Genomic DNA, 11,861 nt, shown 5'->3' with positions numbered 1-11,861 from the left:
GGCTAGTGGGCGACGGCGGCGGCGCCGTGTTCGTCGATCAGGGCTCCGGTTTCAAAGCGTTCCAGCGCAAACGGCTTGTTCAGCTTGTGCGGGGTGCCCGTGGCAATGGTGTGCGCGAACGTGAGTCCGGCAGCCGGGGTGGCCTTGAAGCCGCCGGTGCCCCAGCCGCAGTTCACGAACATGTTCTCCACCGGGGTGGTGCCCACGATCGGTGAGGCATCGAGCGTGGTGTCCACGATGCCGCCCCAGGTCCGGAGCACGTGTGCCCGGGCGAAGATGGGGAACAGTTCCACCGCGGCGGCCATCTGGTTCTCGATCACGTGGAAGGAGCCGCGCTGGCCGTAGCCGTTGTAGGAGTCGACGCCGGCGCCCATCACCAGTTCGCCCTTGTGGGCCTGGGAAACGTAGACGTGCACGTGGTTGGACATCACCACGGTGGGGTGGACCGGTTCGTGCAGTTCGGAAACCAGGGCCTGGAGCGGGTGGGACTGGATGGGGAGCCGGAAACCGGCCATTTCCGCCAGGACCGAGCTGTGGCCGGCGGCGCACAGGCCCACCTTTTCGGTGTTGATGGTGCCGCGGTTGGTCTTGACGCCTACCACGCGGTCGCCGTCCTTGAGGAAGCCGGTGACTTCGCAGTTCTGGATGATGTCCACGCCCAGTTCGTCGCACTTGCGGGCGAAGGCCCAGGCCACGTGGTCGTGCTTGGCGATGCCGGCGCGGGGCTGGTACGTGGCGCCCATGACCGGGTAGCGGATGTTGTCGCTGATGTTCAGGATGGGGCAGAGTTCCTTGACCTGGTCCGGTTCCAGCCATTCAGCGTCCACGCCGTTGAGCTTGTTCGCTCCCACGCGGCGGATGCTTTCGCGGACGTCGCCCAGGGTGTGGGCGAGGTTCATGACGCCGCGCTGGCTGAAGAGGAAGTCGTATTCGAGCTCCTCCGGCAGGATTTCCCAGAGCTTCAGGGCGTGCTCGTAGATGGCCGCGCTCTCGTCCCAGAGGTAGTTGGAACGGATGATGGTGGTGTTGCGGGCCATGTTGCCGCCGGCCAGCCACCCCTTTTCCAGGACGGCGATGTTGGTCATGCCGTGGTTCTTGGCCAGGAAGTAGGCAGTGGCCAGGCCGTGCCCGCCGCCGCCCACAATCACGGCGTCGTAGGAGGACTTGGGCTCCGGGTTGCGCCAGAGGAAATCCGGGTGCTCCGGAAGCTGCTGGGTGCTCACTGGGCTGCTCCAATCAGGTCTGATTCGAAGGCGGCAACTTCGGTGCCGCCATTGAGGTGGGGGTAGAGGGGGAATTGTTCGGCAAGGGCGGTCACCCGGGCGCGGAGTTCGACGGCGGTGGCTTCGTTGAGGGTTTCGCCGGTGGTTTCGCTGCCGTTGGTGTCGCTGCCGTTTCCGGCCGCGGCGATCAACGCCGTCGCGATGATGTCCGCGACCTCTGCGAATTCCACGGCGCCGAAGCCGCGGGTGGCGAGGGCGGGCGTTCCGATCCGGAGGCCGGAGGACACCATGGGCGGGCGGGGATCGAACGGCACGGCGTTCCGGTTGACGGTGATGCCGATCCGGTGCAGGGCGTCTTCGGCCTGCTGTCCATCCAGTTCGGAGTTGCGGAGGTCCACCAGGACCAGGTGCACGTCGGTGCCGCCGTTGACCACGGAGATGCCTGCCGCGGCGACGTCGTCCCGGAGGAGGCGTTCGGCCAGCAGCTTGGATCCCTGCAGGACGCGTTCCTGCCGTTCCTTGAATTCCGGGGTGCCCGCGAGCTTGAATGCCACGGCCTTGGCGGCGATGACGTGCTCCAGCGGGCCGCCCTGCTGGCCGGGGAACACGGCGCTGTTGATCTTGCGGGCGTATTCCTCCTTGGCCAGGATGACGCCGCCGCGCGGGCCGCCGAGGGTTTTGTGCGTGGTGGTGGTGACGACGTCGGCGTACGGCACCGGGTTGGGGTGCAGCCCTGCTGCCACCAGGCCGGCGAAGTGCGCCATGTCCACCATCAGGTAGGCGCCCACCAGGTCGGCGATGCGGCGGAACTCGGCGAAGTCGAGCTGGCGGGAGTAGGCGGACCAGCCGGCGACGATCAGCCGCGGGCGGTGTTCGAGGGCCAGTGCCTCCACTTCGGCCATATCGATCCGGAGATCGGATTCACGCACGTGGTACGGGACCACGTTGTAGAGCTTGCCGGAGAAGTTGATGCGCATGCCGTGGGTGAGGTGGCCGCCGTGGGCCAGGTCCAGGCCCATGATGGTGTCGCCCGGGTTCAGCAGGGCGAACATTGCGGCGGCGTTGGCTTGCGCGCCGGAGTGCGGCTGGACGTTGGCGAACTCGGCACCGAACAGTGCCTTCACTCGGTCGATGGCCAGCTGCTCCACGACGTCGACGTGTTCGCAGCCGCCGTAGTAGCGCTTGCCCGGGTAGCCCTCGGCGTACTTGTTCGTCAGGACGGAGCCCTGCGCCTCCATGACTGCGGACGGGGCGAAATTCTCCGAGGCGATCATTTCCAGCGTCGACTGCTGGCGGCCCAGCTCGTTGTTAATGGCCTGCTGGACCTCGGGATCGACTGCGGAAAGTCGCTCGTTCAACTGCTCAACCACGGATGCTCCTTTGAAATACCACTATTGCTATGACTGATATATCAGTGTGAGGTCAATGGTATGATTGGGATCACACAGAGTCAATAGCCGGTAGCAAAGTGGCACTGAGCTTCCGGTTGGAACCGGCCTCCGGTGGGTGACCACCCGCGGTGAAGTACTAAGTAGCGAAGAACGGAGCGGCGCCTTGAATGCACTTCCTGTCCTGCCTCCCGCCGAGGACGAAGCACTGTCCCAGGCAGAGTCCGCCTACCGGCAGCTGCGCGACAAGCTGATCATGCTCGAGATCCGGCCGGGCGAGCCCATCAATGACGGGCAGCTGGCAGCCGAGCTCGGCTTCGGCCGCACTCCTGTGCGCGAGGCGATCAAGCGGCTGGAGGTGGACCACCTGGTGGTGTCCTATCCGCGCCGGGGAACGTTTGCCACCACCGTGGACTTTACGGAACTGGCCGATGTCTCCGAGGTCCGGGAGCTGCTGGAACCGCTGGCGGCGCGCAGTGCCGCCAAGCGGGCCAACGCCGCAATGCGCCGCGAGCTGTTGCACGTCGCCGAGACGATTGCCGAGCTGGATCCCAGCCCCGGGGAGTCCCGCGACCTCATGCGCTACGACCTGACGGTGCACCGGTTGATCTACAAGGCGGCCGCCAACCCGCACCTCGAAGACACGCTGGTCCGCTACGACAACCTGGCCACCCGCATTTGGTGCCTGGTACTGGACAAGGTGCCGTCAGTGAGCGGCCACATCACCGAGCACGTGGAGCTGCTCAAGGCGGTGGCCGCGGGCGACGCCGACAAGGCGGGCGAGCTGGCCCTGCACCACGTCACGAGTTTCGAAGAGACCATCCGGAAGGTGCTCTGAGCAGCTCCAACCCGAAACGCTCTCTCACCTTTCGCACGAAAACCCGAAACGCTCTCTCACCTTTCGCTGTGAATGTTGGCGATAAATGGCGGCCTTTTTGCGGAGCTAAAGGTCGCCCTGCTAGTCGGCAAGCGTTCTTGACCGCCTGTAGAACGTCGCTCGGGACATTCCGAGATCCCGGGCAACCTGCGCCGCGGGCTCGCCACCTTTGACCAGGCGAACAGCGCTTCTGATCTGACTATCAGTAACTCGGCGGGGTCGGCCGCCAAGGTCTTTGCCAGCTTCTCTTCGCTTGATTATTGAATCCGTGACGCGTTCGCGCTTGATCTCGTGTTCCATCTGCGCGAGGGCGGCCATGATCGTGAACAGCATAGAGCCCATCGGTGTTGCTGTGTCGACGTCGCCTCCGCCCAGGTTCAGGACGCGCAGGCCGGCGCCCCTGCTGCGGAGTTCGTCGGCGAAGGCAAGCATGTTTTGAGTGGATCGCCCGAGCCGGTCCAAAGTTGTGATGACGAGAGTGTCACCCTCCATGAGCGCGTCAAGTGCTCGATCGAACTGGGGTCGTGACGCGCGCGCTCCAGAGACACCTTGGTCGACGTAGAGGTCATCGCGTCGAACGCCGGCGGCCAGTAGATCCGCTCGCTGCCGGTCAGTGGACTGCTGGCGCGTCGAAACCCGTGCATAGCCAATAAGTTTCGACACGCCTGCCTCCAATGTGTCTCATAACTAATGATTAGTACGCCAATTCAAGCAGAAGGTTTCGAGACATAGTTATGAGAATCGCCGACCGCAGGGAAAGTCGCGTGATTTCCAGGAATCAGAATCTTACGGGACAGAGCCAGTGAGACGTCTCGTATCCCAAGGGTTATGAGACGACAACGTGCCTCGAATGAGAGACGCCCCCGGGAGGCTAATCGGACAGGCCATACGGGCTTCCGTCGCCAGGGCCCGCCCGTGGCGCAGCCGCAATCGTAACGCCTGGAATCCCTAGAACTGGCGCGTCGCCGCTAGTTCTCGTCTGAGCGATCGGGAAAGCGATCAGGATGCTTAGGGTCTCTGCCGCGTTCGCGCCAGTACTCGTCACGTTGCCACAATGAAAACCGCGTGGCCCAGATGGCGAATATCGTCGTCCCGGCAGCAAGGATGACCAGCTTTATCCAAACCCAAGGCTCGGAATTAATTGGCATGAGGTTCAGCGTGATCATCACCAACGCCAAAGCCCCGCCGAAGTAGACCAGGCGACTCAGCCGGCGCTTGACCTCAGGATTCGCGTCTACTGGGTGCGGGCTTGCCCGCGGTTTCCTCCGGAATTGTGATGCCATACGTGAACTGAAGCACGAACGTTAGTAATCCGGTAGCCAGCTCCTTTGGGTGGTGAGCCGGGCCAGTGAGCATTCGTCTTTTGTAGGGTGGAGGCCCTCAACGCTGATGCGCGAAAAGTTGTGCCTCAAAACATGGAACCTTTCCATGTGTGCGGACACTATGGGGTATGGGCGGAGATTTGGAAGGGACAGACGAGGTTCTTTGGAGGCTCGTCGTAAATGGGGACGGTGACGCCTTTGGCGCAGTCTTCGACCGTCACCGTGACAGAGTGCTGCATCACGCACTGGGGGTCATAGGCTCCGCTCACGCAGCCGAGGACGTCACGGCGATGGTGTTTTATGAGGCGTGGCGTCGCCGGGAGTACGTGCGGATGGTGAACGGGTCCATTGTTGCCTGGTTGCTGGTTACTGCGAACAACACACTCCGGAACGAGCTGCGCCAACGCCGGCGGTACAGGAGCTTCCTGGGCCGGCTCCCGCCCCCAGCCAACAGCCCTGATATCGCTGAGGCGTTCGCCGACGGGGATCAGCAGGAGTTTGAGGCCGCCACGTTAGAGCGGGCTTTTGCACGGCTGCGCCCAGGGGACCGTAACGTGCTGACGCTCTGTGTGGTTGAAGAAATGAGCATACGAGACGCTGCGGCCGCACTCGGCGTCCCCGAAGGCACCGTGAAATCCAGACTGAACCGGGCCAAAGCAAGGCTCGGGGATTTATATGACGAAGTTTCCAGCACGTATGCGATCGACCGGCAGGCCGCGCAAGGACAGAGGCCCTTATGAAAACCCATCAGTTCCAGCCCGACAGGAGCGATGCGCTTCGCAGGCAGCTCGTAGACATGGCGGAACAAGAATTCCCCCGCAGACGGCTAACCGGGAGCTCGGGCAGCGATGCAACCGATCTCGTGGACAGAGATCGTGACTCGATTCGTCGGCCGCACCGCACGCGCCGAGTGGTACTGACAATGGCCGCAGCCAGTCTCGGCGTGATCGTTTTGGGGCAAACCAATATATCGATCCAAAGCGCCCATGCGGCAAGTCTCCTGCGGTCAGCAGCCGAACAGACCATGGCCTTTTCCGACCCCACCCCGGGCCGGGGCGAGTACCTGCGAGTCCATACGCACGCAAACTGGCTGGTCTCCGGGAACACGATCGAGACCCACATGAACGCCCAGACCATCGACGTGTATGTTCCAGGGGACCCCTCCCGGGACTGGGTACTGGATCGAGACTGGGGATCAGTGGCCCCGCGCCCCGGTCAGAAGGACACCATTCACGCGCCTAATGGCGAGTTCTACGGGATCCCGTGGACCGTGATCAGTGACCAGGAAATCCAGGACCTGCCACGCGAAGGCAAAGCCCTGATCGATCACTTCAATGCCCAATATCAGGGTGGGTCCGCCTCCAGGGACGAGGACAACTTCGTGCGCATCACAGATCTGTTGCGGACCGGACTCATCTCAGCGGACCTGCGCGCCGGTCTCTATGAGGCTCTGGCCTTAATCCCGGGGGTGAACGCCAGCGAACAAACCAACTTCGATGGCAAACCAGGGATCGCAATCGGAAGATCTGAGCCGCTCCGGGCCGGACAACGCGATGAAATCATCATTGACCCGGCCACTGGCCTGGTCATCGGCGAACGAGTGGTCACCACCTATGCGATCTTTGGAGTAGGAGCGAATAACCTCATAGCCCATACCGCCATTGACTACAGCATCGTGGGGTCAGCACCGCCCGCCAACCAGCCAGCCCAGGAGGCCGGAGGACCAGTAAAGTGACCCACCGAAACGCATGGACCACGGCAAGGCCCAACCGCAGAACACTCCTCGTGCTTCTGGCGGCGTTCACAACAGCCCTCCTCTGGTGGATCGGCATCGTCGGAGTCATAACCACCGGAGGCGGTGCGCTCATGTTCCTGACCATCCCGGCCCTGGCCACCATCGGAACCATCATGATCGGAAATCGCACCAGACGCCGCTGGCCAATCCAACCGCTTCAACGACGACACAAACACAGGAACGTGACCCTATCCGGCGCCCATCATTCAGTTGTGCCCCTGGCAGCATTTGCCTCTGCCCTGCTGTGGTGGATAGGCATCGCCGGACTAATCAGCACAGGGCCAAACGGCGCACAGGTCTTCTTGACAGTTCCAGCCCTCGCGACCGCTGCCACACTGATAATCGCCCTTCGTCACCGCCGGGGAAGATCCACCAGCCCGGGAAGTTAGCCACCCTCCACGTCCGACAGAGCTATGCACATTCAGTGTCGAGGTGAACCCATAAGGCTCCCAATCTAGGTGTCTCGTAAGCTGGGCGCCTCGAATCCCTAGGGATTCGAGACGCAGGGTTATGAGACAGGGCCTCAGACCAATCCCCGTTAGAAGACCGGAGGCTAGACGATGGCTCCGTTATTGAGTTGCCGGCGCCGTGAACGGCGGGGGAGCCTCCAAGCCCAATATGTGATCATGAGTCCAGCCGTCGCGGCCCCGCCCGCACACACCCAGGGCGAGGACCATGACCCTTCGGGGGTGGGAATAGCAAAGGCAATCACGACGGCAGCCACGGCCAGAAGTACCTCCATGGCCGCCTGCAGAGGCCTGGCCCGGTACTCAGGGTAGGCCAGCCGGACCAGAGGGATGATCGGGAGCAGGAACAGGCCGAAGCTGAAAATCACCCAGATGATGTTGAACGCGAAGACCGCCAGGCCCAACACTAGCAGCCCAAGAAATTTCGACACGTCCACGGCCCGGAGGGCATTCGCTGACGTCCATCGGCTCAGCATCAGCCCCCATGCCGGGAGCCCGAGCAGCCAGCCGCCACACCAAAAACCCAGGTTCAGCAGCGCCAGGACCATGAGCAGGGCACCGGGAAGCAGGAACGCCGCGGCCTGCCAGACTGACGGGAGTTTGCCGGTCGGGCCGAAGATACACACCCCGATCAGCATGTAGGCGGCCACGTACCCGGGAAATAGCTCAATCACGGGCACCTGCGTCAGGCCGAACACCAGAAGCGTCAGCGAGGCGACCATGACGCAGAACGCGGCAAAAGTCCACGGACGGCGATCAGTGTTCGGCGCGGCATCCCCCAATGTCATGGACGCACTCTACCGGCTTGGAGGAGCGCCGAGCCCGAACACTGACTATGCCGGACCGTGAGCAGCCTGTGTTGAAACGCTAACCCTCAACGGGATGCAAATCTGGGTCACGTCACTGAAGCGCTCAAGCTCACGAATAAGGTTTTAAGTCAAAGCCCTAACGTCGGCCGAACACCCTTTGAGAGTGATGGAGCAGGAGTAGCTACTCGGCTACGTAGACGTTTTGGTGAATGAGCCTGAAGCCTTCAGAGGCCAGCCGCTCGGTATCGGCGTTATCCCGAACTAGTGTCGTCGTTTTTCCGTCAGGACCGCCCACCGTGGTGATCCTATTGGCAGTGCTGGCCTTTGCGGCGCCGCAGCCTGCGTAGGCACCAAACTGCTGCTCGACAGAGAACACCGCCACGCAGGCGTCAGCGCCATCAGCACTTTCGGCTCCAAAATACTGCCGGCGGTCATCCTCGACCAGGAGGCGCAGGGTCGCTTCGTTAATCTCGACAGGGAAGCGCAGCTCGCTGCCTTCCGGAAGGACGTCGGCCGGTCCTGCCGGCGCTTCCAGCGCCGCAATGCCGTACCCATCGCTTGAGCAGCCAGCAAGCAGCGGAACTGCAAGGAGTGCGATGGTCGCCGAGAGTTTGAGCTTCGTCATTTGTTTCCCCCAAAAAGTAATCTTGATACCGACGCTACCGCACACCTTCCTGCCGGTCATTTCCCATGAAACAAACGGCTGAAGTCCCTTATTACCGTCGGCAATCCTTCAGGAACCTTTACCGGCACAAGTGTTAGAAAGGCCGGCCGTTAGGGAGCTCCCGATCATCAGGGGAACGGAAATCTGGCCATGCCAGGTCATGATTGGATGAGCCTCTGTAGGGTGGTCCGCATGGGGAAACGTTCATCCGTCAGTGCTTTCACACTGATAGTCGCGGCGGTGGTTTCAGGATGCGGTGACGGCCGGGGTGCTCCCGACAGGGAAGAAACTTTTGCTGTCCACGGTGCAGAGTGCACTGCTAAGTGGTGGCTTGAACCAATGGTTGACGATGTCCCCAGTGCAGCTTCGGTCGAAGCTACCCGGGCCCTGACCGGGGCCAAGGTTGAAGCGTCTGAGCTAGAAGAGTGGAAGCGAAGCATCCTGGAATCGCAGTCCGGCGATCGACAGATCACCGAGAGCCGACTCGAAGGGTTCGCCTACGTTGAGGCAGTTAGGGCTGACGTCAGATCGAGTCTGGCTGAAGCCGGGTTCCCTGACGCGCCCACCCGCCTCATCGAGGTCTACTCCGATGTGGACTGCAGCTGAAGCGATCATCTGGGACCTTGTGTGAAGCGCAGCAGTCTTAAGGGGTGCTTCCAGGTAGCTGCCGCGGTCTTTTGGAAGTAACCCTCCACGGCACAGATAAGGTCCGACGAAAGGCCGGAAGCCTCCGCCGCATAACCCTAGCCATTCAAGACAGTCTGGCTCCCAGCTGAGGGCGACATGAAGCGATCACAGAACGCCGCCATTTATCGGCAAACTTCACAACCTTTCGCACGAAAACCCGAAACGCTCTCTCACTTTCCTCAAGAAAGTGAGAGAGCGTTTCGCCTGAAGCGGCAGGAAGGGAGAGAGCGTCCTGTGGGGCGGGCGGCCCTACCGGCCGCCGCCCCCGATGACGCCGGCTTCCACGGCCTTCGTGACGGCGTCCGCTTCAGCCTGGGTCAGCTTGCCGTCGGTAACGGCAGTGTCCAGCCTGGTCTTGAGGGCGGCTGCCCGTTCGGCCTGGCTGGCCGCGCGGATTTCCTCCAGGGCTGCGGTGACCTTGGACTCCTCGACGCCGAGCGCCTCAGCCAGGGACTTCGCCATTTCCGCGTCCATGGCGGAGCGGTCCGGCTTGGTGCCTTCGGCCGGCGCGGTGCCGTCCGCCGCCCCGGCCGGCTTGTTGGCTTCCCGGAACGCCTGGATGGCCTCGGTCACTTTGGCTTCCTCGACGCCAAGCTTCGTTGCCAGGTCAGCAGCCAGCTGGCCGCGGTCGCCGCCGCCCTTGTGGCCGCTGCGCTTTCCGCTCTCAGTGGCCGTTGAGCCGTCGGTGCTGGCCGACGCCGTGGTGCTGGGGGTCGGGGTTTCGGCGGCGGACGCCATCCCGGTGACTCCGAGTCCGGCGCCCAGCGCCAGTGCCCCGGCCGTCAGGCCGAGCGTGATTCTCTTCGTGCGTGACATTCTGTTGTCTCCTCGATCCGCCGTATGAAACGGCTCTTTGGGGAAGAACGGCCGGTTTGCACCGTCCTTCACTCAAAGATGCAGCGTCAACATAGGGCGCTGCTGTTCGGATCCTGTCGGCAGGCTGTGAATGCTTGCCGGGAGGTTATGCCATCCGTCGAAGACGTCCGGGCGCGGTGCTTCAGCCGTGCTTCTTCCAGCTCCTGGGCCACCGCATGTGCAACAACAGCAGTCCCAGCAGCAGCGAGTCGACGGTCATGATGGCCGCTATGAGGTAGGCCCAGCCGATCATCATGGGGTGTTCACCGCCCTCCGAGGGCCGGACGTACGGGGTTGCATCACAGTGCCCATGACAATCTCCTGACGTGGATCCCCCCAGTCAATCGATAGTCCATCAAGTGTGGCACGGCCGCGGTCCGCACGGAACGGCCCGGACTACTCGAATCCGGCCCCCGTTCCGCACCGCCGGCCGCGGCACTACTTGCTAGATGATCGCGGCCCGCAGCTGCTTGGCGGCGAGCGCGGGATCGTCCGCGCTGTAGATGGAACCGCCGACGACGGCGACATCGGCACCGGCGCGCTGTACGGCTTCAATGGTGGAAAGGTTTACACCGCCGGCCACGGAAAACGGCACCCGGGCTTCCTCCCCCGCGGTGAGCAGCACGTTCAGGTTGTAGCCCGGCTTGGCCTGCTCGTCCAGGCCGGCGTGGAACTCGATGAACTTGGCTCCCAGGGCGCGGGCTTCCTTGGCGCGCGTGACTTTGTCCGCGACGCCGATCAGGTCGACAACAATGCCTTTGTTGTGCGCCTTCGCTGCTTTAACCGCGCCGGCAATGGTGGAATCGTCCGCGCTACCGAGGACGGACACCAGGTCGGCTCCGGCACCGAACGCGATGTCGGCTTCAAGCTCGCCGGCGTCCATCGTTTTCATGTCAGCGAAAACGATTTTGTCCGGGTGTGCTGTCTTGACGGCGGTCACGGCGGACAGTCCGGCGTTCTTCACCAGCGGGGTGCCGAGCTCGATGATGTCGACGTATTCGGCCACCTTGCCGGCGAGCTCGAGGGCGGCTTCGACGGTCAGGACGTCCATGGCGACTTGCAGTTTCATGTGTGGTCTCTTTTCTGGGTGGGGTGGGGTTTTGGCGGTAGGGAGTGCGGGTTATTCCAGGTTCGCGTGACGCTGCCAGAGGTCTTCAGACACCGCCGCATCCTCGTCCCACAGGCTTTGGAAGACGGCCTCGGTGGTGGCGAACAACACCTGTTCGAAGAGGCTGCCCGAGTACTGCCGGGACACGGCGGTACCGTGGTCAGTCTTTTGGGCGGCCGGGATGAGTACGACGGCGGCAGCGGCTTCCGCGAGCGGGGAACCGGAGTTCGTGGTGTAGGCAGCGACCCGCGCGCCTTGGCCGGCCGCGGTTTCGGCCGCTTTGACGACGCCTGGGGTGGTGCCTGAACCGGAGGCCGCGAGCAACAGGTCGCCGGCGCGGATGGCGGGCGTCGTCGTCTCACCCACGACGTGCACCGCCAGCCCCAGATGCATGAGCCGCATGGCCGCCATTTTCAGGACCAGCCCGCTGCGGCCGGCGCCGGTCACGAAGATCCTGTCCGCCAGCCGCAGCTCAGTCACGAGCGCCGCCACCTGCGCCGGGTCGATGCGCTGGGACACGTGGGTGATTTCGTCCCGGACAAGAGCCAGGTTGCGGCTAAAGGCCCGGGACGGACCGGCCAGGGCAGTCTCGGCCTCGAGTGCCGGATCGGTTTTGGCGATGACGCTCATCGGCTGGTTCCTCCTTCACGAAAGTTGCTACCTACT

Annotated in this window: 13 protein-coding genes; 4 read left to right on the top strand and 9 right to left on the bottom strand. The window is 63.0% G+C overall.

Annotated elements, in window-relative coordinates; translation table 11 throughout:
* Positions 1-2 precede the first annotated feature (2 nt).
* Complete coding sequence (locus WMN78_RS14655) at positions 3-1,223, bottom strand: sarcosine oxidase subunit beta family protein (RefSeq protein ID WP_209742219.1); 1,221 nt, start codon at positions 1,221-1,223, stop codon at positions 3-5.
* Positions 1,220-2,593: a serine hydroxymethyltransferase gene (gene glyA / locus WMN78_RS14650; protein WP_340534471.1), complete on the bottom strand. Its 1,374-nt coding sequence runs from the start codon at positions 2,591-2,593 to the stop codon at positions 1,220-1,222. The genes WMN78_RS14655 and glyA overlap by 4 nt, the downstream gene beginning before the upstream one ends.
* A gap of 184 nt (positions 2,594-2,777) precedes the next feature.
* On the opposite strand from glyA, the gene WMN78_RS14645 reads away from it, so the two are divergent.
* Positions 2,778-3,449 (top strand): GntR family transcriptional regulator, encoded by a 672-nt coding sequence (locus WMN78_RS14645; RefSeq protein WP_340534470.1) that lies wholly within the window; start codon positions 2,778-2,780, stop codon positions 3,447-3,449.
* 120 nt (positions 3,450-3,569) lie between these two features.
* Here WMN78_RS14645 and WMN78_RS14640 read toward each other — a convergent pair whose 3' ends face one another.
* A complete protein-coding gene (locus WMN78_RS14640) occupies positions 3,570-4,151 on the bottom strand; it encodes a recombinase family protein (RefSeq protein ID WP_340534469.1) in 582 nt (193 codons plus the stop codon).
* Between the two features lie 305 nt (positions 4,152-4,456).
* Positions 4,457-4,771 carry a hypothetical protein gene (locus WMN78_RS14635; protein WP_190612398.1) on the bottom strand — a complete coding sequence of 105 codons (315 nt, stop codon included), beginning with the start codon at positions 4,769-4,771 and terminating at the stop codon, positions 4,457-4,459.
* Between the two features lie 167 nt (positions 4,772-4,938).
* Between WMN78_RS14635 and WMN78_RS14630 the strand changes: the two genes are divergently transcribed.
* Together WMN78_RS14630 and WMN78_RS14625 are read left to right on the top strand one after the other, a co-directional pair.
* A complete protein-coding gene (locus tag WMN78_RS14630) occupies positions 4,939-5,550 on the top strand; it encodes an RNA polymerase sigma factor (protein ID WP_190612401.1) in 612 nt (203 codons plus the stop codon).
* Positions 5,551-5,732: 182 nt separating this feature from the next.
* The gene (locus tag WMN78_RS14625; protein WP_190612403.1) at positions 5,733-6,545 is read left to right on the top strand and encodes a hypothetical protein; all 813 of its coding nucleotides are present in this window, start codon (positions 5,733-5,735) and stop codon (positions 6,543-6,545) included.
* A 613-nt stretch (positions 6,546-7,158) separates the two neighbouring features.
* Here WMN78_RS14625 and WMN78_RS14620 read toward each other — a convergent pair.
* Positions 7,159-7,860 (bottom strand): hypothetical protein, encoded by a 702-nt coding sequence (locus WMN78_RS14620; RefSeq protein WP_340534468.1) that lies wholly within the window; start codon positions 7,858-7,860, stop codon positions 7,159-7,161.
* Positions 7,861-8,062: 202 nt separating this feature from the next.
* A complete protein-coding gene (locus WMN78_RS14615; RefSeq protein ID WP_340534467.1) occupies positions 8,063-8,506 on the bottom strand; it encodes a hypothetical protein in 444 nt (147 codons plus the stop codon).
* 231 nt (positions 8,507-8,737) lie between these two features.
* Between WMN78_RS14615 and WMN78_RS14610 the strand changes: the two genes are divergently transcribed.
* Complete coding sequence (locus WMN78_RS14610; protein ID WP_340534466.1) at positions 8,738-9,151, top strand: hypothetical protein; 414 nt, start codon at positions 8,738-8,740, stop codon at positions 9,149-9,151.
* A gap of 330 nt (positions 9,152-9,481) precedes the next feature.
* Here the strand turns inward: WMN78_RS14610 and WMN78_RS14605 are convergent, their stop codons facing one another.
* The 3 genes from WMN78_RS14605 to hxlB form a co-directional block, all read right to left on the bottom strand.
* Positions 9,482-10,048 (bottom strand): hypothetical protein, encoded by a 567-nt coding sequence (locus WMN78_RS14605; protein WP_340534465.1) that lies wholly within the window; start codon positions 10,046-10,048, stop codon positions 9,482-9,484.
* A gap of 484 nt (positions 10,049-10,532) precedes the next feature.
* Entirely contained in the window at positions 10,533-11,156 is a 624-nt protein-coding gene (gene hxlA / locus WMN78_RS14600) for a 3-hexulose-6-phosphate synthase (protein WP_340534464.1), read from the bottom strand.
* Between the two features lie 51 nt (positions 11,157-11,207).
* On the bottom strand, positions 11,208-11,825 hold the full coding sequence (gene hxlB / locus WMN78_RS14595; RefSeq protein WP_340534463.1) for a 6-phospho-3-hexuloisomerase: 618 nt from the start codon (positions 11,823-11,825) through the stop codon (positions 11,208-11,210).
* Positions 11,826-11,861: the final 36 nt, after the last annotated feature.

It is taken from the genome of Arthrobacter oryzae, assembly GCF_037911235.1.
GTDB lineage: Bacteria > Actinomycetota > Actinomycetes > Actinomycetales > Micrococcaceae > Arthrobacter > Arthrobacter oryzae_E.
This window is presented reverse-complemented; position numbering and strand designations above follow the sequence as displayed.

Bases quoted from the DNA above. Each gene is read 5' to 3' on its own strand.
- WMN78_RS14635 (WP_190612398.1), bottom strand. From the start codon at position 4,771: ATGGCATCACAATTCCGGAGGAAACCGCGGGCAAGCCCGCACCCAGTA.
- WMN78_RS14630 (WP_190612401.1), top strand. From the start codon at position 4,939: ATGGGCGGAGATTTGGAAGGGACAGACGAGGTTCTTTGGAGGCTCGTC.
- WMN78_RS14625 (WP_190612403.1), top strand. From the start codon at position 5,733: ATGGCCGCAGCCAGTCTCGGCGTGATCGTTTTGGGGCAAACCAATATA.
- WMN78_RS14620 (WP_340534468.1), bottom strand. From the start codon at position 7,860: ATGACATTGGGGGATGCCGCGCCGAACACTGATCGCCGTCCGTGGACT.
- WMN78_RS14615 (WP_340534467.1), bottom strand. From the start codon at position 8,506: ATGACGAAGCTCAAACTCTCGGCGACCATCGCACTCCTTGCAGTTCCG.
- WMN78_RS14610 (WP_340534466.1), top strand. From the start codon at position 8,738: ATGGGGAAACGTTCATCCGTCAGTGCTTTCACACTGATAGTCGCGGCG.
- WMN78_RS14605 (WP_340534465.1), bottom strand. From the start codon at position 10,048: ATGTCACGCACGAAGAGAATCACGCTCGGCCTGACGGCCGGGGCACTG.
- hxlA (WP_340534464.1), bottom strand. From the start codon at position 11,156: ATGAAACTGCAAGTCGCCATGGACGTCCTGACCGTCGAAGCCGCCCTC.
- hxlB (WP_340534463.1), bottom strand. From the start codon at position 11,825: ATGAGCGTCATCGCCAAAACCGATCCGGCACTCGAGGCCGAGACTGCC.